Source organism: Streptococcus sp. 2342 (assembly GCF_013276795.1).
GTDB lineage: Bacteria > Bacillota > Bacilli > Lactobacillales > Streptococcaceae > Streptococcus.
The window spans coordinates 1-21,293 of sequence record NZ_VMLR01000003.1 but is presented as its reverse complement, the minus strand read 5'-3'; the positions used below and the strand labels follow the sequence as shown (position 1 = coordinate 21,293).

General features: G+C 35.0%; 21 protein-coding genes and 3 tRNA genes. 17 read left to right on the top strand and 7 right to left on the bottom strand.

The annotated features are described in order from the left end of the window. Window positions 1–83 precede the first annotated feature (83 nt). Window positions 84–626, top strand: coding sequence for a TetR-like C-terminal domain-containing protein (locus tag HT689_RS02720; RefSeq protein WP_001158275.1), 543 nt, complete (start codon window positions 84–86; stop codon window positions 624–626). A gap of 40 nt (window positions 627–666) precedes the next feature. Here HT689_RS02720 and HT689_RS02715 read toward each other — a convergent pair. The 7 genes from HT689_RS02715 to rlmH all read right to left on the bottom strand — a co-directional run bounded on the left by HT689_RS02715 (window position 667) and on the right by rlmH (window position 3,851). Continuing rightward, window positions 667–740: transfer RNA gene (locus HT689_RS02715), tRNA-Asn, on the bottom strand. Between the two features lie 5 nt (window positions 741–745). After that, window positions 746–817, bottom strand: a tRNA-Glu gene (locus HT689_RS02710). Between the two features lie 51 nt (window positions 818–868). Continuing rightward, entirely contained in the window at window positions 869–1,621 is a 753-nt protein-coding gene (comE, locus tag HT689_RS02705) for a competence system response regulator transcription factor ComE (protein WP_000866065.1), read from the bottom strand. Next, window positions 1,618–2,943, bottom strand: coding sequence for a competence system sensor histidine kinase ComD (gene comD / locus HT689_RS02700; RefSeq protein ID WP_173251468.1), 1,326 nt, complete (start codon window positions 2,941–2,943; stop codon window positions 1,618–1,620). The genes comE and comD overlap by 4 nt, the downstream gene beginning before the upstream one ends. 20 nt (window positions 2,944–2,963) lie before the next feature. Next, window positions 2,964–3,089 carry a competence-stimulating peptide ComC gene (gene comC / locus HT689_RS02695; protein WP_101786261.1) on the bottom strand — a complete coding sequence of 42 codons (126 nt, stop codon included), beginning with the start codon at window positions 3,087–3,089 and terminating at the stop codon, window positions 2,964–2,966. A 165-nt stretch (window positions 3,090–3,254) separates the two neighbouring features. Beyond that, a tRNA-Arg gene (locus HT689_RS02690) sits at window positions 3,255–3,328 on the bottom strand. Between the two features lie 43 nt (window positions 3,329–3,371). Continuing rightward, entirely contained in the window at window positions 3,372–3,851 is a 480-nt protein-coding gene (gene rlmH / locus HT689_RS02685; protein WP_173224817.1) for a 23S rRNA (pseudouridine(1915)-N(3))-methyltransferase RlmH, read from the bottom strand. A gap of 182 nt (window positions 3,852–4,033) precedes the next feature. Here rlmH and HT689_RS02680 point away from each other — a divergent pair, with 182 nt between their 5' ends. From HT689_RS02680 to HT689_RS02610, 16 genes are all read left to right on the top strand, one after another. Next, window positions 4,034–5,215, top strand: coding sequence for a S1C family serine protease (locus HT689_RS02680; RefSeq protein WP_050242853.1), 1,182 nt, complete (start codon window positions 4,034–4,036; stop codon window positions 5,213–5,215). A gap of 57 nt (window positions 5,216–5,272) precedes the next feature. Next, window positions 5,273–6,031: a ParB/RepB/Spo0J family partition protein gene (locus HT689_RS02675; protein ID WP_050252627.1), complete on the top strand. Its 759-nt coding sequence runs from the start codon at window positions 5,273–5,275 to the stop codon at window positions 6,029–6,031. A gap of 212 nt (window positions 6,032–6,243) precedes the next feature. Beyond that, the gene (gene dnaA / locus HT689_RS02670) at window positions 6,244–7,605 is read left to right on the top strand and encodes a chromosomal replication initiator protein DnaA (protein WP_050242855.1); all 1,362 of its coding nucleotides are present in this window, start codon (window positions 6,244–6,246) and stop codon (window positions 7,603–7,605) included. A 158-nt stretch (window positions 7,606–7,763) separates the two neighbouring features. After that, window positions 7,764–8,900, top strand: a complete 1,137-nt coding sequence (gene dnaN / locus HT689_RS02665) for a DNA polymerase III subunit beta (RefSeq protein ID WP_173224814.1) — start codon at window positions 7,764–7,766, stop codon at window positions 8,898–8,900. Window positions 8,901–8,964: 64 nt separating this feature from the next. Beyond that, on the top strand, window positions 8,965–9,159 hold the full coding sequence (locus HT689_RS02660; protein ID WP_000285186.1) for a DUF951 family protein: 195 nt from the start codon (window positions 8,965–8,967) through the stop codon (window positions 9,157–9,159). An 83-nt stretch (window positions 9,160–9,242) separates the two neighbouring features. Further along, a complete protein-coding gene (gene ychF, locus HT689_RS02655) occupies window positions 9,243–10,358 on the top strand; it encodes a redox-regulated ATPase YchF (RefSeq protein WP_173224811.1) in 1,116 nt (371 codons plus the stop codon). A 71-nt stretch (window positions 10,359–10,429) separates the two neighbouring features. Beyond that, on the top strand, window positions 10,430–10,999 hold the full coding sequence (gene pth / locus HT689_RS02650; RefSeq protein ID WP_173224808.1) for an aminoacyl-tRNA hydrolase: 570 nt from the start codon (window positions 10,430–10,432) through the stop codon (window positions 10,997–10,999). Further along, a complete protein-coding gene (gene mfd, locus HT689_RS02645) occupies window positions 11,000–14,509 on the top strand; it encodes a transcription-repair coupling factor (RefSeq protein ID WP_173224805.1) in 3,510 nt (1,169 codons plus the stop codon). A gap of 57 nt (window positions 14,510–14,566) precedes the next feature. Continuing rightward, on the top strand, window positions 14,567–14,833 hold the full coding sequence (locus HT689_RS02640; protein WP_001234978.1) for an RNA-binding S4 domain-containing protein: 267 nt from the start codon (window positions 14,567–14,569) through the stop codon (window positions 14,831–14,833). Beyond that, the gene (locus HT689_RS02635) at window positions 14,826–15,194 is read left to right on the top strand and encodes a septum formation initiator family protein (RefSeq protein WP_050216165.1); all 369 of its coding nucleotides are present in this window, start codon (window positions 14,826–14,828) and stop codon (window positions 15,192–15,194) included. The genes HT689_RS02640 and HT689_RS02635 overlap by 8 nt, the downstream gene beginning before the upstream one ends. A 4-nt stretch (window positions 15,195–15,198) precedes the next feature. Next, window positions 15,199–15,321 carry an SP_0009 family protein gene (locus HT689_RS09895; RefSeq protein ID WP_257884889.1) on the top strand — a complete coding sequence of 41 codons (123 nt, stop codon included), beginning with the start codon at window positions 15,199–15,201 and terminating at the stop codon, window positions 15,319–15,321. Next, window positions 15,314–16,582: a serine hydrolase gene (locus HT689_RS02630; protein WP_173280795.1), complete on the top strand. Its 1,269-nt coding sequence runs from the start codon at window positions 15,314–15,316 to the stop codon at window positions 16,580–16,582. Before HT689_RS09895 ends, HT689_RS02630 begins: the two co-directional genes overlap by 8 nt. Further along, window positions 16,579–17,856 (top strand): tRNA lysidine(34) synthetase TilS, encoded by a 1,278-nt coding sequence (tilS, locus tag HT689_RS02625; RefSeq protein WP_173224798.1) that lies wholly within the window; start codon window positions 16,579–16,581, stop codon window positions 17,854–17,856. Before HT689_RS02630 ends, tilS begins: the two co-directional genes overlap by 4 nt. Window positions 17,857–17,860: 4 nt before the next feature. Then, the gene (gene hpt, locus HT689_RS02620; protein WP_000892171.1) at window positions 17,861–18,403 is read left to right on the top strand and encodes a hypoxanthine phosphoribosyltransferase; all 543 of its coding nucleotides are present in this window, start codon (window positions 17,861–17,863) and stop codon (window positions 18,401–18,403) included. A 15-nt stretch (window positions 18,404–18,418) separates the two neighbouring features. Then, window positions 18,419–20,377, top strand: coding sequence for an ATP-dependent zinc metalloprotease FtsH (ftsH, locus tag HT689_RS02615; RefSeq protein ID WP_173280793.1), 1,959 nt, complete (start codon window positions 18,419–18,421; stop codon window positions 20,375–20,377). 120 nt (window positions 20,378–20,497) lie between these two features. Continuing rightward, window positions 20,498–20,977 (top strand): sigma-70 family RNA polymerase sigma factor, encoded by a 480-nt coding sequence (locus tag HT689_RS02610; RefSeq protein WP_173224791.1) that lies wholly within the window; start codon window positions 20,498–20,500, stop codon window positions 20,975–20,977. The last annotated feature ends 316 nt before the right edge of the window (window positions 20,978–21,293 follow it).

The following is a 21,293-nucleotide window of genomic DNA, read 5'->3' as shown; positions in this document are numbered from 1 at the left end:
AGATTATACATTAAAAAATCTAAATTACAAGATAAAAAATCCATTTTTAGACATATAGTCTAATTTGTTTACAAGGAGGAAATATGCAAGAAAGTAACAAACGCTTAAAAACAAAGCGAACTATTGAAAATGCTATGGTACAATTACTAATGGAACAACCATTTGATCAAATTTCTACTGTCAAGTTAGCAGAAAAAGCCGGAATTAGTCGTTCCAGCTTCTATACTCACTATAAGGATAAGTATGATATGATTGAGCACTATCAAAGTAAGCTATTTCATACATTTGAATATATTTTTCAAAAACATGCTCATCACAAAAGAGACGCTATTTTAGAAGTCTTTGAATATCTGGAATCAGAACCACTTCTGGCTGCCCTTCTTTCTGAAAATGGGACCAAAGAAATCCAAAATTTCTTACGAAATAAACTTCATATCATGCTCAGTACAGATTTACAAAAGCGATTTATGCAACTGAATCTCAATACCACTGAATTAGAATATAGTAGTATTTATCTAACTCATGCACTTTTTGGTGTCTGCCAAACTTGGATTGCACACGGAAAAAAAGAAAGTCCTCAAGAAATAACAGACTTCCTTATGAAGATGCTTGGTGATACAAATTGATACAAAAAGAGGAACACAGCTGTGTTCCCTTTTATCTATACTCCGCCAGTAGGACTCGAACCTACGACATCATGATTAACAGTCATGCGCTACTACCAACTGAGCTATGGCGGATAAAATAGTCCGTACGGGATTCGAACCCGTGTTACCGCCGTGAAAAGGCGGTGTCTTAACCCCTTGACCAACGGACCTTCTATCTGTAGCAGATATAACCATTATATCAATTTCTTGCTAATTGTCAATTACTTTTGAGATTTTTTCTCTAAAATATCTTTTAATTTTCTAATTTTTAACCTTGAAATAGGACAGCGATGATCTTCATAGAAAACAATTTCTAAGTTTTTTCGATCAATTTCTCTAATATTGCCTATATTTACCAAAAATGACTTATGAGGAGAATAAAATCTCTGAGTATGTTTGTCCTTTTCCTGAATATCTGTCATTGTTCCATAGAACTCTTTTGCAAAATTCTTACCAATAATGCGCAATTTATGAGAGACCCCTGTCGTTTCAATATACAGAATGTCATGGTAAGGAATTTTTAAATCATTTCCCTTGTAATTGTAATCAAAATAATCTACCACATCTTCATTTTCAAGTAACATACTCTTCGTATAGAAGATATTTTGCTCAATTCTCTTCTTGAACATCTCATCATTGATATCCTTATCAACAAAATCTAGGGCTGATACTTGGTATTTATAGGTCAAAGTCGCAAACTCTGATCGACTAGTGATAAAGACGATAATAGCGTAAGGATTGTAATGACGAATGAGCTGAGCCACTTCAAATCCCTTTTTCTCAATTCCATGAATATCAATATCTAGAAAATAAAGCTGATTTACTTCATCGTTTTCAATGTATTCTTCAAATTCACGGACTTTTCCCGTTGTCTTGTATGATATTGGAATATTCGATTCTTTCGAAATTTCATCCAATATTCTCTCTAGTCTCACTTGATGTTCAATAACATCCTCTAAAATTAAAACTTTCATTCAAATTCCCTCTTAAATCTAATAATTTGTCTAAATGTACTGCCTTCCATCTCTGTTTCTAAAATGATGTTGTTGTACTTATCTAGTAGTTCTTTCACATTATTTAATCCGACTCCTCGATTTCTTCCCTTAGTGGAGAATCCTAAGGCAAATAGATCTTCTGAAGGAGTCATCGTCATTTTACATGAATTCTGAATCACAATAACTGTTTCAGTTTCCATCTTAATAACTGCTACTTCCATCTGCTTTTTATAGCTATCAGCCGATCCTTCGACAGCATTGTTCAATAAAACGCTCATGATACGAACCAAATCCAATAGTTCAATTGGGAGCTTGGTAATCGTATCTTTTACTTCCAGTGTAAACTCCACACCGTTATTTCGAGCATAGACAATTGACTGAGCAACCAAACTTCGTAAAGCTGAGTCTTCTATGTTGTTCAAATCAAAGTAAGTGTACTTATCTGAACGCAGTTTATGATTGGCTTTGACCAAAACTTCATTGTAAATTCTGTCAATTTCCTGTAAATCACCACTGTCAATTGCCATCTGCATGCTGACAAGCATACCAGCATAGTCATGTCGAAAACCACGAATTTCATTATACAGACCGACAATTTCATCTGTATAATTCTGTAAATGTTTCTGTTCAAATTTCTTCTGCTTCAACGCAATCTCTTTCTCCATTTGTTCTTTATGAGAATTCATTGCAAAGAAGGTCAAAAATAGAGAGATAAAGACAATAGATGACAAAATACTTCCAAAACTATTCAAATGTTTAATCGTACTTACCATATCAGAAACGAAAGATACAATATGTAGCAATAGTAAAGCAAAAAATACTTTTTTCAAGAAAGGATAAAGGTAGTCCTTGTCAAAATAGATTAGTTCCAAATGGAAATAATGAATTATTTTTAAGACAACAAAATAGGTTAACACCGTTACAACGAAAAAGAATGGGTAATAATGTTGTAAAACAAAATTGTCTCCTGTTATAGAGGAGAAAGTTACGGACAGAAAGTTATGAGTGCTCTCATATAAAAGAGATAGTAGTAAACTTAGAAATAGTCCTCTATCCCTCTCATACTGTTTAATCCATCGAAAATAGGAATATAAGCCCAAAGGAAGTAAAAATGTTGCAGTCCCTAACCCATCCAAATTTAGAAGATAAAAGGAAAGTTCAAGTACTACTTCTACTAGTAATGTATAAGCACCAAAAACGTATAGCTCTTTTCTATTTATTTGACCTTTACAAATTAAATGGTAACTGTAACTAATAATTAAAAAATGACCAATAACTGTCCCAAATCCAAGTAAATTCATTACTCTTTCTCCTTATTTCATTACTTTTTTCGTTGGAAAAGAAAATCAAGGATGAGGTCTGAAACTCTACTTTCCCCACCTTGAATCTCCTGCAAGTCTTTTTCCTTCAAGGCTACAAACTGTTCCAATTTAACTGTGTTTTTCATAATAAAATCTCCTAAAATGTTTTTTTTTTGTAAGCTAACTTACAAAAACCATTATACAAAATGGAATTTCATTTTAGATAAAATTCTCTCAACTGTCATTTTTTTCTCCCCAAGTGTACTTTTTTAAGAAAAAAGCCGGGAAAATTCCCAGCTTTGCTACTATATTGATCCCAGCAGGATTCGAACCTGCGACCGTTCGCTTAGAAGGCGAATGCTCTATCCAGCTGAGCTATGAGACCTAACACCATTATTCTACCAAAAATTCAATTAAAAGTCAATTTTCTATTTATGATAGGGCGAACCCTGCTGAATCGTAAAAGCGCGATAGATTTGTTCAACAAGAACTAGTCTCATTAACTGATGGGGCAAGGTTAAACGGCCAAAACTAACAGAAAGATTAGCTCTCTTTTTTACATCCTGTGCTAACCCCAGACTCCCTCCAATAATAAATGTAAGAGTAGAAAATCCTTTTATAGAAGCTTCTTCTAATTGTTTACTAAATTCTTCTGATGAGAACATTTTCCCTTCGATAGCCAACACAATAACGAAATCACGGTCACCAACTTTTGATAAAATTCTCTGCCCTTCTATTTCTAAAATCTTTTGATTTTCTGACTCACTGGCTTTATCTGGTGTTTTTTCATCTGCTAGCTCAATCATTTCAAGCTTAGCAAATCGAGAAATTCGTTTTGAATACTCCGCGATACCATCTTTTAAATACTTTTCTTTCAGTTTCCCAACTGTTACAATTTTAATTTTCATGACTCTATTCTAACATATTCTCTATTTTTTCACATCTTATTCACAAAATAAAAAATAGATTTCAATTGAGAAAATCACAGTTTTAAAAGAGTTATCCACAGTTTGTGTAAAACTTTTGTGTTTAAGTTATAATTAAGCTAGTCAGTTTATACTTTCAGTAATTCAAAAATATGGAGGCAAATATGAAACATTTAAAAACATTTTACAAAAAAGGGTTTCAATTATTAGTCGTTATCGTCATTAGCTTTTTTAGTGGAGCCTTGGGTAGTTTTTCAATAGCTCAACTAACTCAAAAAAGTAGTGTAAGCAACTCTAATAACAATAGCACCATTACACAGACTGCCTATAAGAACGAAAATTCAACAACACAGGCTGTTAACAAAGTAAAAGATGCTGTTGTTTCCGTTATTACTTATTCAGCAAATAGACAAAATAGCGTATTTGGCAATGATGATACTGACACAGATTCTCAGCAAATCTCTAGTGAAGGATCTGGAGTTATTTATAAAAAGAATGATAAAGAAGCTTACATCGTCACCAACAATCACGTTATAAATGGCGCCAGCAAAGTAGATATTCGATTGTCAGATGGAACTAAAGTACCTGGAGAAATCGTCGGAGCTGACACTTTCTCTGATATTGCTGTCGTCAAAATCTCTTCAGAAAAAGTTACAACAGTAGCTGAGTTTGGTGATTCTAGCAAGTTAACCGTAGGAGAAACTGCTATTGCCATTGGTAGCCCGTTAGGTTCTGAATATGCAAATACTGTTACTCAAGGTATCGTATCTAGTCTCAATCGAAATGTATCCTTAAAATCTGAAGATGGACAAGCCATTTCTACAAAAGCCATCCAAACTGATACTGCTATTAACCCAGGTAACTCTGGTGGCCCACTGATCAATATTCAAGGACAGGTTATCGGAATTACCTCAAGTAAAATTGCCACAAATGGAGGAACATCTGTAGAGGGTCTTGGTTTCGCAATTCCTGCAAATGATGCTATCAATATTATTGAACAGTTAGAAAAGAACGGAAAAGTGACGCGTCCAGCTTTGGGAATCCAGATGGTTAATTTATCTAATATAAGTACAAGCGACATCAGAAGACTCAATATTCCAAGTAATGTTACATCTGGCGTAGTTGTTCGTTCTGTACAAAGTAATATGCCTGCCAATGGTCACCTCGAAAAATACGATGTGATTACAAAAGTGGATGATAAAGATATTGCTTCATCAACAGACTTACAAAGTGCTCTTTACAATCATTCTATCGGAGACACCATTAAGATTACTTACTATCGTAACGGTAAAGAAGAAACTACATCCATCAAGCTTGACAAGAGTTCAGGTGATTTAGAATCTTAATTGACATCTATGTAAAGAAAACTTTACATAAGAGAAAAGATGTGTTAGTGTAGAATCATGGAAAAATTTGAAATGATTTCTATCACGGATATACAAAAAAATCCCTATCAACCCCGAAAAGAATTTGATAGAGAAAAACTAGATGAACTAGCACAGTCTATCAAAGAAAATGGACTCATTCAACCGATTATTGTTCGTCAATCTCCTGTTATTGGTTATGAAATCCTTGCAGGAGAAAGACGCTATCGGGCTTCACTTTTAGCTGGTCTAAGGTCTATCCCAGCTGTTGTTAAACAGCTTTCAGATCAAGAGATGATGGTCCAATCCATCATTGAAAATTTACAGAGAGAAAATTTAAATCCAATAGAAGAAGCACGCGCTTATGAATCTCTCGTAGAGAAAGGATTCACCCATGCTGAAATTGCAGATAAAATGGGCAAGTCTCGTCCATATATTAGCAACTCCATTCGTTTGCTTTCCTTACCAGATGCTATCCTCTCAGAAGTAGAAAATGGCAAACTATCACAAGCACATGCTCGTTCGCTAGTTGGATTGAATAAGGAACAACAAGACTATTTCTTTCAACGGGTTATAGAAGAAGATATTTCTGTAAGGAAATTAGAAGCTCTTCTGACAGAGAAAAAACAAAAGAAACAGCAAAAAAATGATCATTTCATACAAAATGAAGAAGAACAGTTAAAAAAACTACTCGGATTAGATGTAGAAATTAAACTATCTAAAAAAGATAGTGGAAAAATCATTATTTCTTTTTCAAATCAAGAAGAATATAGTAGAATTATCAACAGCCTGAAATAAGGCTGTTCTTTTATTTTTTTATCTCACAAGGTTATCCACTATTTTTTTCGATAAAAAGCTTAATAAATCAATAGTTTCTGACTTTATCCCCAACCTGTGGATAAAACTTGATAACATTGTGGATTATTTTTCACAGCTTGTGGAAAATTCTTACTATCTATGGTAAAATAGGTCTAGTATTAAACTTTTAAATAGTAAAGGAGGAGAAAGGATTGAAAGAAAAACAATTTTGGAATCGTATATTAGAATTTGCTCAAGAAAGACTGACTCGATCCATGTATGATTTCTATGCTATTCAAGCTGAACTCATCAAGGTAGAGGAAAATGTTGCCACTATATTTTTACCACGATCTGAAATGGAAATGGTCTGGGAAAAACAACTAAAAGATATTATTGTAGTTGCTGGATTTGAAATTTATGATGCTGAGATTACTCCTCACTATATTTTCACTAAACCTCAAGATACGGCTATCTCACAAGTTGAAGAAGCTACAAATTCAACTCTTTATGACTATAGTCCAAAGTTAGCATCTATTCCTTATTCGGATACGGGATTAAAAGAAAAGTATACCTTTGATAATTTTATTCAAGGGGATGGAAATGTTTGGGCAGTATCAGCCGCTTTGGCTGTCTCTGAAGATTTGGCCTTGACCTATAATCCTCTTTTTATCTATGGAGGACCTGGGCTTGGTAAGACTCACCTGTTAAACGCTATTGGAAATGAAATTCTAAAAAATATTCCAAATGCGCGTGTTAAATATATTCCTGCCGAAAGCTTTATCAATGACTTTCTTGATCACCTAAGACTTGGGGAAATGGAAAAGTTTAAAAAGACCTATCGTAGTCTTGATCTTTTGTTAATCGATGATATCCAGTCACTCAGCGGAAAAAAAGTCGCAACTCAGGAAGAATTTTTCAATACCTTTAACGCCCTTCATGACAAGCAAAAACAGATTGTCCTAACCAGTGATCGTAGTCCAAAACATCTAGAAGGGCTCGAGGAGAGGCTTGTCACGCGCTTTAGTTGGGGATTGACACAAACTATCACCCCCCCTGACTTTGAAACACGTATTGCCATTTTACAAAGTAAAACGGAACATTTAGGCTACAATTTTCAAAGTGATACTCTAGAATACCTAGCTGGGCAATTTGACTCAAATGTTCGAGATCTTGAGGGAGCTATCAATGACATCACTTTAATTGCCAGAGTAAAAAACATCAAGGATATCACTATTGATATTGCTGCAGAAGCTATTAGAGCTCGCAAACAAGATGTTAGCCAAATGCTCGTCATCCCAATTGACAAAATCCAAAATGAAGTTGGTAACTTTTATGGTGTTAGTATCAAAGAAATGAAAGGAAGCAGACGCCTTCAAAATATTGTTTTAGCCCGTCAAGTAGCCATGTATTTATCTAGAGAACTGACAGATAATAGTCTTCCAAAAATTGGGAAGGAATTTGGAGGAAAAGATCATACAACAGTCATTCATGCCCATGCAAAAATTAAATCTTTGATTGATGAAGACGATAATTTACGTTTAGAAATTGAATCAATCAAAAAGAAAATCAAATAACTTGTGGATAACTTTCGCTTTTTTATCTTTTTTATCCACATTTTTTAAACAAGCTAAAAAACTTGATATGACTTACTTTTAGTCTGTTTTCCACAGATTTCACAGACTCTATTATTACTATTATCCTTCTAATATTAAAAATAAATAAAGGAGAATCCATGATTCATTTTTCAATTAATAAAAATTTATTTCTACAAGCCTTAAATATTACTAAGAGAGCTATTAGTTCTAAAAATGCCATTCCTATTTTATCAACAGTAAAAATTGACGTGACCAACGAAGGTGTTACTTTAATTGGTTCAAATGGTCAGATTTCAATTGAAAATTTTATTTCTCAAAAAAATGAAGATGCTGGTTTGTTAATTACTTCTTTAGGTTCGATTCTTCTTGAAGCTTCTTTCTTTATCAATGTAGTATCTAGTCTACCTGATGTGACTCTTGATTTTAAAGAAATTGAACAAAATCAAATTGTTTTAACCAGTGGAAAATCAGAAATTACCCTAAAAGGAAAAGATAGCGAACAGTACCCACGAATCCAAGAAATTTCAGCAAGCACTCCTTTGGTTCTTGAAACAAAATTACTCAAGAAAATTATCAATGAAACAGCTTTTGCTGCAAGTACACAAGAGAGTCGTCCAATTTTGACAGGTGTTCATTTTGTATTGAGTCAACACAAAGAGTTAAAAACAGTGGCAACAGACTCTCATCGTCTAAGCCAGAAAAAATTGACTCTTGAAAAAAATAGTGATGATTTTGCTGTCGTAATCCCTAGCCGTTCTCTACGCGAATTTTCAGCGGTATTTACAGATGATATTGAAACTGTAGAGATTTTCTTTGCTAACAATCAAATCCTCTTTAGAAGTGAAAATATTAGTTTCTACACACGTTTGTTAGAAGGAAACTATCCTGACACAGATCGCTTGATTCCAACAGACTTTAACACCACTATTACTTTTGATGTGGTAAACTTACGCCAGTCAATGGAACGTGCTCGTCTTTTATCAAGTGCGACTCAAAATGGTACTGTGAAACTTGAAATTAAAGATGGGGTTGTTAGTGCCCATGTTCACTCTCCAGAAGTTGGTAAAGTAAACGAAGAAATCGATACTGACCAGGTTACTGGGGATGATTTGACCATTAGTTTCAACCCAACTTACTTGATTGATTCTCTTAAAGCTTTAAATAGCGAAAAGGTGACCATTAGCTTTATCTCAGCTGTTCGTCCATTTACTCTTGTGCCAGCAGATACTGACGAAGACTTCATGCAGCTCATTACACCAGTTCGTACTAATTAAGTGAAAGAGGTTGAGCTTAGCTCGCCTCTTTTATGATATAATCGAAAAAGAAAAGGAGAGTAGTATGTATCAAGTTGGAAATTTTGTTGAAATGAAAAAACCACATGCTTGTACTATCAAGTCAACAGGAAAAAAAGCTAATCGTTGGGAAATTACACGTGTGGGAGCAGATATCAAAATAAAATGCAGTAATTGTGACCATGTTGTCATGATGGGACGCTATGATTTTGATCGAAAAATGAATAAAATTATTGACTGAGAACCCTTAGTTAGAGGGTTAGCACTTTATCCCTTTTTGTGTTATAATATTAGGGATTGAAATGAAAACGGAGAATGAGAAATATGGCTTTGACAGCAGGTATCGTTGGTTTGCCAAACGTTGGTAAATCAACACTATTTAATGCAATTACAAAAGCAGGAGCAGAGGCAGCAAACTACCCATTTGCGACGATTGATCCAAACGTTGGAATGGTTGAAGTTCCAGATGAACGCCTACAAAAACTAACTGAAATGATTATTCCTAAAAAGACAGTTCCCACAACATTTGAATTTACAGATATTGCAGGGATTGTAAAAGGAGCTTCAAAAGGAGAAGGGCTAGGGAATAAATTCTTGGCCAATATTCGTGAAGTAGATGCGATTGTTCACGTAGTTCGTGCTTTTGATGATGAAAATGTCATGCGCGAGCAAGGACGTGAAGACGCCTTTGTAGATCCACTTGCAGATATTGATACAATTAATCTGGAATTGATTCTTGCTGACTTAGAATCAGTCAATAAGCGTTATGCACGTGTAGAAAAGATGGCACGTACGCAAAAAGATAAGGAATCAGTAGCAGAGTTTAATGTTCTTCAAAAAATTAAACCAGTCCTTGAAGATGGGAAATCAGCACGTACCATTGAATTCACAGATGAGGAACAAAAGGTTGTCAAAGGTCTCTTCCTTTTGACGACTAAACCAGTTCTCTATGTTGCTAATGTAGATGAGGATGTAGTTTCAGATCCAGATTCTATCGACTATGTCAAACAAATTCGTGAATTTGCAGCGACAGAAAATGCTGAAGTAGTCGTTATTTCTGCGCGTGCTGAGGAAGAAATTTCTGAGTTAGACGATGAAGACAAGCAAGAGTTTCTTGAAGCACTTGGATTGACAGAATCAGGCGTTGACAAGTTGACGCGTGCAGCTTACCACTTGCTTGGATTGGGAACTTACTTCACAGCTGGTGAAAAAGAAGTTCGCGCTTGGACCTTCAAACGTGGTATGAAGGCTCCTCAAGCAGCTGGTATTATCCACTCAGACTTTGAAAAAGGCTTTATTCGTGCAGTAACCATGTCATACGATGATTTGGTGAAATATGGATCTGAAAAGGCCGTAAAAGAAGCTGGACGTTTGCGTGAAGAGGGAAAAGAATATATCGTTCAAGATGGCGATATCATGGAATTCCGCTTTAATGTCTAAAAAATTAATAAATTGTGTCAATTAGGTTGGAAAAAAATTCCAACCCTTTTGGCTTTTGAAAGGAAAAATAAATGACCAAATTACTTGTAGGCTTGGGAAATCCAGGGGATAAATATTTTGAAACAAAACACAATGTTGGTTTTATGTTGATTGATCAACTAGCGAAAAAACAGAATGTCACTTTTACACACGATAAGATATTTCAAGCTGACCTAGCATCCTTTTTCCTAAATGGAGAAAAAATTTATCTTGTCAAACCAACGACCTTTATGAATGAAAGTGGAAAAGTAGTTCATGCTTTATTGACTTACTATAGTTTGGATATTGAAGATTTACTCGTCATTTACGACGACCTTGACATGGAAGTTGGGAAAATTCGTTTAAGAGCAAAGGGCTCAGCAGGTGGTCACAATGGTATTAAGTCTATTATTCAACATATTGGAACTCAGGTCTTTAACCGTGTTAAGATTGGAATCGGAAGACCTAAAAATGGTATGTCAGTTGTTCACCATGTTTTGAGTAAGTTTGACAAGGATGATTATATTGATATTTTACAGTCTATTGACAAGGTTGACGATTCTGTAAACTACTATTTACAAGAGAAAAATTTTGAGAAAACAATGCAGAGGTATAATGGATAAATGGTGACCTTATTAGACTTATTCTCAGAAAATGATCAGATTAAAAAATGGTATCAAAATCTGACAGATAAGAAAAGACAACTAATACTTGGTTTATCAACGTCTACTAAGGCTCTTGCAATTGCAAGTAGTCTAGAAAAAGAAGATAAGATTGTGTTACTGACGTCCACTTATGGAGAGGCAGAAGGACTGGTTAGTGATCTTATCACTATCTTGGGTGAGGAACTTGTTTATCCGTTTTTGGTAGATGACTCCCCTATGGTCGAGTTTTTGATGTCTTCACAAGAAAAAATCATTTCACGGGTTGAAGCCTTGCGTTTTTTGACTGATTCATCTAAGAAAGGGATTTTAGTTTGTAATATCGCAGCAAGTCGATTGATTTTACCGTCTCCAAATGTATTCAAAGATAGTATTGTAAAAATAACAGTTGGTGAAGAATATGACCAACACGTGCTTATCCATCAGTTAAAGGAAATAGGCTATCGAAAAGTTACTCAAGTACAAACTCAGGGTGAATTTAGTCTGCGAGGAGATATTTTAGATATTTTTGAAATATCCCAGTTAGAACCTTGCCGAATTGAGTTTTTTGGTGATGAAATTGATGGTATTAGGTCATTTGAAGTAGAAACACAACTATCAAAAGAAAATCAGACAGAACTCACCATTTTTCCAGCTAGTGATATGCTTTTGAGAGAAAAGGATTATCAACGAGGTCAGTCAGTTTTAGAAAAACAAATTTCAAAGACTTTATCACCTATTTTAAAATCATACTTAGAAGAAATTCTTTCAAGTTTTCACCAAAAACAAATTCATTCTGATTCACGGAAATTTTTATCTTTATGCTATGATAAGACATGGACTGTATTTGACTATATTGAAAAAGATACTCCAATATTCTTTGATGATTATCAAAAATTAATGAATCAGTATGAAGTCTTTGAAAGAGAATTAGCACAATACTTTACAGAAGAATTACAGAACAGTAAAGCATTTTCTGAGATGCAGTATTTTGCTGATACAGAGCAAATCTATAAAAAACAGAGTCCGGTGACCTTTTTCTCTAATCTGCAAAAGGGTTTAGGAAATCTCAAGTTTGATCAAATTTATCAATTTAATCAATATCCTATGCAGGAGTTTTTCAATCAATTTTCTTTTCTAAAAGAAGAAATTGAGCGATATAAAAAAATGAATTACACCATTATTCTGCAGTTTAGCAATTCAATGGGAAGTAAGGCATTGGAGGATATGTTAGAGGAATATCAGATTAAATTGGATTCCAGAGATAAGTCAAGTATCTGTAAAGAATCTGTAAACTTAATAGAGGGTAATCTCAGACGTGGTTTTCATTTTGTAGATGAAAAGATTTTATTGATAACTGAACATGAGATTTTTCAAAAGAAATTAAAACGTCGTTTTCGAAGACAACATGTTTCAAACGCAGAGAGATTAAAAGATTACAATGAACTTGAAAAAGGAGATTACGTTGTTCACCATATCCATGGAATTGGTCAATATCTAGGGATTGAAACAATTGAAATCAAAGGGATTCACCGTGATTATGTTAGTGTTCAATACCAAAACGGGGATCAAATCTCTATTCCAGTAGAACAGATTCATCTATTGTCTAAATATGTTTCAAGTGATGGGAAAGCTCCAAAACTCAATAAATTAAATGACGGTCATTTTAAAAAAGCCAAGCAAAAAGTTAAGAACCAGGTAGAGGATATAGCTGACGATTTAATTAAACTCTATTCTGAACGTAGTCAGTTGAAGGGCTTTGCTTTCTCAGCCGATGATGAAGGGCAAGATGCTTTTGATGATGCCTTCCCTTATGTTGAAACGGATGATCAACTTCGTAGTATCGAGGAAATCAAGAGAGATATGCAGGCTTCTCAGCCAATGGATCGACTTTTAGTTGGGGATGTTGGTTTTGGAAAGACTGAAGTTGCAATGCGTGCAGCCTTTAAGGCTGTCAATGATCACAAACAGGTTGTCGTTCTAGTTCCGACGACTGTTTTAGCGCAACAGCACTATACCAATTTTAAGGAACGATTCCAAAATTTTGCAGTTAATATTGATGTGTTGAGTCGCTTTAGAAGTAAAAAAGAGCAGACTGAAACACTTGAAAAATTGAAAAACGGTCAAGTTGATATCTTGATTGGAACTCATCGTGTTTTGTCAAAAGATGTTGTGTTTGCTGATTTAGGCTTGATGATTATTGATGAGGAACAGCGATTTGGTGTCAAGCATAAGGAAACCTTGAAAGAACTGAAGAAACAAGTGGATGTCCTAACTTTGACCGCTACTCCAATCCCTCGTACCCTCCATATGTCTATGCTGGGAATCAGAGATTTGTCTGTTATTGAAACTCCGCCGACTAATCGTTATCCAGTGCAAACCTATGTTTTGGAAAAGAATGAGAGTGTCATTCGTGATGCTGTTTTGCGTGAAATGGAGCGTGGAGGTCAAGTTTACTACCTTTACAACAAAGTTGACACGATTGACCAGAAGGTTTCAGAATTACAGGAGTTGATTCCAGAGGCTTCGATTGGATATGTTCATGGTCGAATGAGTGAAATCCAGTTGGAAAATACTCTACTAGACTTTATTGAGGGACAATACGATATCTTGGTGACGACTACCATTATTGAGACAGGGGTGGACATTCCAAATGCTAATACTTTATTTATTGAAAATGCGGACCATATGGGCTTGTCAACCTTGTATCAGTTAAGAGGAAGAGTCGGTCGTAGTAATCGTATTGCTTATGCCTATCTCATGTATCGTCCAGAAAAATCGATTAGTGAAGTCTCTGAAAAGAGATTAGAAGCGATTAAAGGATTTACAGAATTGGGATCTGGATTTAAGATTGCTATGCGAGATCTTTCGATTCGTGGAGCAGGGAATCTCCTAGGAAAATCCCAGTCTGGTTTCATTGATTCTGTTGGTTTTGAATTGTATTCGCAGTTATTAGAGGAAGCTATTGCTAAACGAAACGGTAATGCTAACACTAATACAAGAACCAGAGGGAATGCTGAGTTGATTTTGCAAATTGATGCCTATCTTCCTGATACTTATATTTCTGATCAACGACATAAGATTGAAATTTACAAGAAAATTCGTCAAATTGACAACCGTGTCAATTATGAAGAGTTACAAGAGGAGTTGATAGACCGTTTTGGAGAATACCCAGATGTAGTAGCCTATCTTTTAGAGATTGGTTTAGTCAAGTCATATTTGGACAAGGTATTTGTTCAACGTGTGGAAAGAAAAGATAATAAAATTACAGTTCAATTTGAAAAAGTCACTCAACGACTGTTTTTAGCTCAAGATTATTTTAAAGCTTTATCCGCAACGAACTTAAAAGCAGGCATCGCTGAGAATAAGGGATTAATGGAGCTTGTATTTGATGTCCAAAATAAGAAAGATTATGAAATTTTAGAAGGTCTGCTGATTTTTGGAGAAAGTTTATTAGAGATAAAAGAGTCTAAGAAAGAAAATTCCATTTGATATTTTTCTTCTATAAAATAGATAAAAATGGTACAATAATAAGTTGAGGTAATAAGGATGAGATTAGACAAATATTTAAAAGTATCGCGAATTATCAAGCGTCGTACAGTCGCAAAAGAAGTAGCAGATAAAGGCAGAATCAAGGTGAATGGAATCTTGGCCAAAAGTTCAACGGACTTGAAAGTTAATGACCAAGTTGAAATTCGTTTTGGAAATAAATTGTTACTTGTAAAAGTACTGGAGATGAAAGATAGTACAAAAAAAGAAGATGCAGCAGGCATGTATGAAATTATCAGTGAAACACGGGTAGAAGAAAATGTCTAAGAATATTGTACAATTGAATAATTCTTTTATTCAAAATGAATACCAACGTCGGCGCTACCTGATGAAAGAGCGACAAAAACGGAATCGTTTCATGGGTTGGGTACTGATTTTGATTATGCTGTTATTTATCTTGCCAACTTTTAATTTAGCGCAGAGTTATCAGCAATTACTCCAAAGACGTCAGCAATTAGCAGACTTGCAAACTCAGTATCGGACTTTGAGTGATGAAAAGGATAAGGAGACAGCATTTGCTACCAAGTTGAAAGATGAGGATTATGCTGCCAAATATACACGAGCGAAGTACTATTATTCTAAGTCGAGGGAAATAGTTTATACGATTCCTGACTTGCTTCAAAGGTGATAAAATGGAAAATTTATTAGATGTAATTGAGCAATTTTTGAGTTTATCAGATGAAAAGCTGGAAGAATTGGCTGATAAAAATCAATTATTGTGTTTACAAGAAGAAAAGGAAAGGAAGAATGCGTAAATTCTTAATTATTTTGTTGCTACCGAGTTTTTTGACCATCTCAAAAGTCGTTAGCACAGAAAAAGAAGTCGTCTATACTTCGAAAGAAATTTATTACCTTTCACAATCTGACTTTGGTATTTATTTTAGAGAAAAGCTAAGTTCTCCTATGGTTTATGGAGAAGTTCCTGTCTATGCGAATGAAGATTTAGTAGTGGAATCTGGAAAATTGACTCCTAAAACAAGTTTTCAAATAACCGAGTGGCGCTTAAATAAACAAGGAATTCCGGTATTTAAGCTATCAAATCATCAATTTATAGCTGCGGACAAACGATTTTTATATGATCAGTCAGAGGTAACTCCAATAATAAAAAAAGTATGGTTAGAATCTGACTTTAAACTGTACAATAGTCCTTATGATTTAAAAGAAGTGAAATCATCCTTATCAGCTTATTCACAAGTATCAATTGATAAGACCATGTTTGTAGAAGGAAGAGAATTTCTACATATTGATCAGGCTGGATGGGTAGCTAAAGAATCAACTTCTGAAGAAGATAATCGGATGAGTAAAGTCCAAGAAATGTTATCGGAAAAATATCAGAAGGATTCATTCTCTATTTATGTTAAGCAACTGACTACTGGAAAAGAAGCAGGTATCAATCAAGATGAAAAGATGTATGCAGCTAGCGTTTTGAAACTCCCTTATCTCTATTATGCGCAAGAAAAAATAAATGATGGTCTTTATCAGTTAGATACGACTGTAAAATACGTATCTGCAGTCAATGATTTTCCAGGTTCTTATAAACCAGAGGGAAGTGGTAGTCTTCCTAAAAAAGAGGATAATAAAGAGTATTCTCTCAAGGACTTAATCACAAAAGTATCTAAAGAATCTGATAATGTAGCTCATAATCTATTGGGTTATTACATTTCAAACCAATCTGATGCCACATTCAAATCCAAGATGTCTGCCATTATGGGAGATGATTGGGATCCAAAAGAAAAATTGATTTCTTCCAAGATGGCCGGGAAGGTCATGGAAGCTATTTATAATCAAAATGGATTTGTGCTAGAGTCTTTGACTAAAACAGATTTTGATAATCAGCGAATTGCCAAAGGTGTTTCTGTGAAGGTAGCTCATAAAATTGGGGATGCGGACGAATTTAAGCATGATACGGGTGTTGTCTACGCAGATTCTCCATTTATTCTTTCTATTTTCACTAAGAATTCTGATTATTATACAATTTCTCAGATATCCAAGGATGTTTATGAGGTTCTAAAATGAGAAAACAAGATTTTTTAAATCATTTTCTCAAGAAGGGATATTTCAAAAAGCATACTAAGGTGGTGCTAGCTCTTTCTGGTGGGTTAGATTCTATGTTTCTATTTAAGGTATTATCTACTTATCAAAAAGAGTTAGAAATTGAACTGATTTTAGCACATGTGAATCATAAGCAGAGAGTAGAATCAGATTGGGAAGAACAGGAATTAAGGAAGTTAGCTGCTGAAGCAGAGCTTCCTATTTATATTAGCAATTTTTTAGGAGAATTTTCAGAAGCGCGGGCTCGACATTTTCGTTATGATTTTTTTCAAGAGGTCATGAAAAAGACAGGTGCGACAGCTTTAGTCACTGCCCACCATGCTGATGACCAGGTGGAAACGATTTTGATGCGTTTGATTCGAGGTACTCGTTTGCGCTATCTATCAGGAATTAAGGAGAAGCAAGTAGTAGGAGAGATAGAAATCATTCGTCCCTTCTTGCATTTTCAGAAAAAAGACTTTCCTTCAATTTTTCACTTTGAAGATACATCAAATAAGGAAAATCATTATTTTCGAAATCGTATTCGAAACTCTTATTTACCAGAATTAGAGAAAGAAAATCCTAGATTTAGAGATGCAATCTTAAGTATTGGAAATGAAATTTTAGATTATGACTTAGCTATAGCTGAATTATCTAATAATATTGATGTAGAAAATTTAGATCAGCTATTGTCTTACTCTGAGTCTACACAAAGAGTTTTACTTCAAACTTATCTGAATCGTTTTCCAGATTTGAATCTTACAAAAGCGCAGTTTGCTGAAGTTCGGCAAATTTTAAAAACTAAAAGCCAGTATCGTCATCTGCTTAAAAATGGCTATGAATTGATAAAAGAGTATCAACAGTTTCAGATTTGTAAAATCAGTCCGCAGGCTGATGAAAAGGAAGATGAACTTGTGTTACACTATCAAAATCAGGTATCTTATCAAGGTTATTTATTTTCCTTTGGACTTCCATTAGAAGGTGAATCAATTCAACGAATACCTGTTTCACGGGAAACATCAATACTCATTCGTCATCGAAAAAGAGGAGATTTTTTGATTCAAAATGGGCATAGAAAAAAACTCAGACGTCTATTTATTGATTTGAAAATCCCTATGGAAAAGCGAAAATCTGCTCTGATTATTGAGCAATTTGGTGAAATTGTCTCAATTTTGGGAATTGCGACTAGTGATTTGAGTAAAAACACGAAAAATGATATAATGAACACTGTACTTTATATAGAAAAAATAGATAGGTAAAAAAATGTTAGAAAACGATATTAAAAAAATCCTCGTTTCACACGATGAAATTACAGAAGCTGCTAAAAAATTAGGTGCTCAATTAACTAAGGACTATGCAGGAAAAAATCCAATCTTGGTTGGGATTTTAAAAGGATCTATTCCTTTTATGGCTGAATTGGTCAAACATATTGATACACATATTGAAATGGACTTCATGATGGTTTCTAGCTACCATGGTGGAACAGCAAGTAGTGGTGTCATCAATATCAAGCAAGATGTAACTCAAGATATTAAAGGAAGACATGTTCTATTTGTAGAGGATATCATTGATACAGGTCAAACTTTGAAGAATTTGCGAGATATGTTTATTGCAAGAGATGCAGCTTCTGTTAAGATTGCAACTTTATTGGATAAACCAGAGGGACGTGTTGTAGAAATTGAGGCAGACTATACCTGCTTTACTATCCCAAATGAGTTTGTAGTAGGTTATGGTTTAGACTACAAAGAAAATTATCGTAATCTTCCTTATGTTGGAGTATTGAAAGAAGAAGTGTATTCAAATTAGAAAGAACAATTTTTAATGAAAAAACAAAATAATGGTTTAATTAAAAATCCATTTCTATGGTTATTACTTATTTTTTTCCTAGTTACAGCTTACCAGTATTTTAGTACAGGTAGTGTTGCAGGGAAAAGTGAGCAAATTAATTATACAGAATTGGTAAAAGAAATTACCGATGACAATGTAAAAGAATTAACCTACCAACCAAATGGTAGTGTTATCGAAGTTTCGGGTGTCTATAAAAATCCTAAAACAAGTAAAGAAGAAACAGGCATTCAGTTCTTTTCTCAATCTGTTACAACAGTAGAGAAATTTTCAAGTATTATTCTTCCCTCTGATACTACAGTATCAGAATTGCAAAAACTTGCTTCGGACCATAAAGCAGAAGTAACTATTAAGCATGAAAGTTCAAGTGGTATGTGGATTAATCTACTCGTATCCATTGTGCCATTTGGAATTCTATTCTTCTTCCTATTCTCTATGATGGGAAATATGGGGGGAGGCAATGGTCGTAACCCAATGAGTTTTGGACGTAGTAAGGCTAAAGCTGCAAATAAAGAAGATATTAAAGTAAGATTTTCAGATGTTGCTGGAGCTGAGGAAGAAAAACAAGAACTAGTTGAAGTTGTTGAATTCTTAAAAGATCCAAAACGATTTACAAAACTTGGAGCCCGGATTCCAGCAGGTGTTCTTTTGGAGGGACCTCCGGGAACAGGTAAGACATTGCTTGCTAAGGCAGTCGCCGGAGAAGCAGGCGTTCCATTCTTTAGTATCTCAGGTTCTGACTTTGTAGAAATGTTTGTCGGAGTTGGAGCTAGTCGTGTTCGTTCTCTTTTTGAAGATGCCAAAAAAGCAGCGCCAGCTATTATCTTTATCGATGAAATTGATGCTGTCGGACGTCAACGTGGAGTTGGTTTAGGCGGAGGTAATGACGAACGTGAACAAACCTTGAACCAACTCTTGATTGAGATGGATGGTTTTGAGGGAAATGAAGGGATTATCGTCATCGCTGCTACAAACCGTTCAGATGTACTTGACCCTGCCCTTCTGCGTCCAGGACGTTTTGATAGAAAAGTATTGGTTGGCCGTCCTGATGTCAAAGGTCGTGAAGCAATCTTGAAAGTTCATGCTAAGAACAAGCCTTTAGCAGAAGATGTTGATTTGAAATTAGTTGCTCAACAAACTCCAGGCTTTGTTGGTGCTGATTTAGAGAATGTCTTGAATGAAGCAGCCTTGGTTGCCGCTCGTCGCAATAAATCGATAATTGATGCTTCAGATATTGATGAAGCAGAAGATAGAGTGATTGCTGGACCTTCTAAGAAAGATAAGACAGTTTCACAAAAAGAACGTGAATTGGTTGCCTACCATGAGGCAGGACATACCATTGTTGGTCTAGTCTTGTCGAATGCCCGTGTTGTTCATAAGGTTACAATTGTACCAAGAGGTCGTGCAGGTGGTTACATGATTGCACTTCCTAAGGAAGATCAAATGCTTCTATCTAAAGAAGATATGAAAGAGCAATTGGCTGGCTTAATGGGTGGACGTGTAGCTGAAGAAATTATCTTTAATGTCCAAACTACAGGAGCTTCAAACGACTTTGAACAAGCGACACAAATGGCGCGTGCAATGGTTACAGAGTACGGTATGAGTGAAAAACTTGGCCCAGTACAATATGAAGGAAATCATGCTATGTTTGGTGCACAGAGTCCTCAAAAATCAATTTCAGAACAAACAGCTTATGAAATTGACGAAGAGGTTCGTTCATTATTAAATGAAGCACGAAATAAAGCTGCTGAAATCATCCAATCAAATCGTGAAACTCATAAGTTGATTGCAGAAGCATTATTGAAATATGAAACATTGGATAGTACACAAATTAAAGCTCTTTATGAAACAGGAAAGATGCCTGAAACCGTAGAAGAGGAGTCTCATGCATTATCTTATGATGAAGTAAAGTCAAAAATGAATGACGAAAAATAACCCAAAGAGAGGCTTGTCCTCTCTTTTTTGTGCAGTTGAGGATCTAAAGGGTGCAGAATGGAGGAAATGTGCCAAAAGTGTTTCTGAATCTGTTAGACTGTATCTAGAAAGGGGAAGATTATGCTTAAAAAAATGTATGAAGAAGTCCAAGGAATTGTATACAAGTGTAGAAATGAATATTACCTTCATTTGTGGGAGCTATCGGATTGGGACCAAGAGGGCATGATATGTCTACATGAATTGATTAGTAGAGAAGAAGGGCTGGTAGAAGATATCCCTCGTTTAAGGAAATATTTCAAAACAAAATTCCGGAATCGAATTTTAGATTATCTCCGTAAGCAGGAAAGCCACAAACGAAGATATAATAAAGAACCTTATGAAGAAGTGGGTGAGATAAGTCATCGTATAAGTGAGGGCGGTCTGTGGCTAGATGACTATTATCTCTTTCATGAAACCCTAAGAGATTATAGAAACAAACAAACTAAAGAGCAACAAGAAGAGTTAGAACGCGTCTTAAGGGATGAACGCTTCCGAGGGCGTCAAAGAGTGCTAAAGGACTTACGTATTGTGTTTAAAGAGTTTGACATCCGTACCCACTAGGAAGTCATGCAAAAAAGGTAAATTCCCAAACTAACTTCCACCGCTAATCCAAGTGGAAGTTAGTCTGATAAAAATCCTAAAAACCAGTGGAAATCCGTGTCAGGGTAAGTTCCACTGGTTTTAATCATGCTTTATTTCATCGTTTTTGTAGCCGAAAGGAATCGAAAAAAAGAGCGCACAAAATCCCGTCATCTGAAAGCGTTTCAGATTAAGTTCCGCTATGGTGGAAGTTAGTGTGAGACGTTTGAATAGGGTTTTAGGTTAGTTTTTAGAACTTATGTTGGAGTAATGTAGACGACTGACAGACGTCTTCTGC

What these genes read in the sequence shown, in the direction of transcription:
- HT689_RS02635 (WP_050216165.1), top strand. Translation starts at nt 14,826, where the DNA reads ATGTCTAAGAATATTGTACAATTGAATAATTCTTTTATTCAAAATGAA.
- comD (WP_173251468.1), bottom strand. Translation starts at nt 2,943, where the DNA reads ATGAATTTACTTGGATTTGGGACAGTTATTGGTCATTTTTTAATTATT.
- mfd (WP_173224805.1), top strand. Translation starts at nt 11,000, where the DNA reads ATGGTGACCTTATTAGACTTATTCTCAGAAAATGATCAGATTAAAAAA.
- HT689_RS02675 (WP_050252627.1), top strand. Translation starts at nt 5,273, where the DNA reads ATGGAAAAATTTGAAATGATTTCTATCACGGATATACAAAAAAATCCC.
- ychF (WP_173224811.1), top strand. Translation starts at nt 9,243, where the DNA reads ATGGCTTTGACAGCAGGTATCGTTGGTTTGCCAAACGTTGGTAAATCA.
- HT689_RS02720 (WP_001158275.1), top strand. Translation starts at nt 84, where the DNA reads ATGCAAGAAAGTAACAAACGCTTAAAAACAAAGCGAACTATTGAAAAT.
- HT689_RS09895 (WP_257884889.1), top strand. Translation starts at nt 15,199, where the DNA reads ATGGAAAATTTATTAGATGTAATTGAGCAATTTTTGAGTTTATCAGAT.
- rlmH (WP_173224817.1), bottom strand. Translation starts at nt 3,851, where the DNA reads ATGAAAATTAAAATTGTAACAGTTGGGAAACTGAAAGAAAAGTATTTA.
- dnaN (WP_173224814.1), top strand. Translation starts at nt 7,764, where the DNA reads ATGATTCATTTTTCAATTAATAAAAATTTATTTCTACAAGCCTTAAAT.
- comC (WP_101786261.1), bottom strand. Translation starts at nt 3,089, where the DNA reads ATGAAAAACACAGTTAAATTGGAACAGTTTGTAGCCTTGAAGGAAAAA.
- hpt (WP_000892171.1), top strand. Translation starts at nt 17,861, where the DNA reads ATGTTAGAAAACGATATTAAAAAAATCCTCGTTTCACACGATGAAATT.
- comE (WP_000866065.1), bottom strand. Translation starts at nt 1,621, where the DNA reads ATGAAAGTTTTAATTTTAGAGGATGTTATTGAACATCAAGTGAGACTA.
- HT689_RS02640 (WP_001234978.1), top strand. Translation starts at nt 14,567, where the DNA reads ATGAGATTAGACAAATATTTAAAAGTATCGCGAATTATCAAGCGTCGT.
- HT689_RS02680 (WP_050242853.1), top strand. Translation starts at nt 4,034, where the DNA reads ATGAAACATTTAAAAACATTTTACAAAAAAGGGTTTCAATTATTAGTC.
- HT689_RS02660 (WP_000285186.1), top strand. Translation starts at nt 8,965, where the DNA reads ATGTATCAAGTTGGAAATTTTGTTGAAATGAAAAAACCACATGCTTGT.
- tilS (WP_173224798.1), top strand. Translation starts at nt 16,579, where the DNA reads ATGAGAAAACAAGATTTTTTAAATCATTTTCTCAAGAAGGGATATTTC.
- HT689_RS02610 (WP_173224791.1), top strand. Translation starts at nt 20,498, where the DNA reads ATGCTTAAAAAAATGTATGAAGAAGTCCAAGGAATTGTATACAAGTGT.
- HT689_RS02630 (WP_173280795.1), top strand. Translation starts at nt 15,314, where the DNA reads ATGCGTAAATTCTTAATTATTTTGTTGCTACCGAGTTTTTTGACCATC.
- ftsH (WP_173280793.1), top strand. Translation starts at nt 18,419, where the DNA reads ATGAAAAAACAAAATAATGGTTTAATTAAAAATCCATTTCTATGGTTA.
- pth (WP_173224808.1), top strand. Translation starts at nt 10,430, where the DNA reads ATGACCAAATTACTTGTAGGCTTGGGAAATCCAGGGGATAAATATTTT.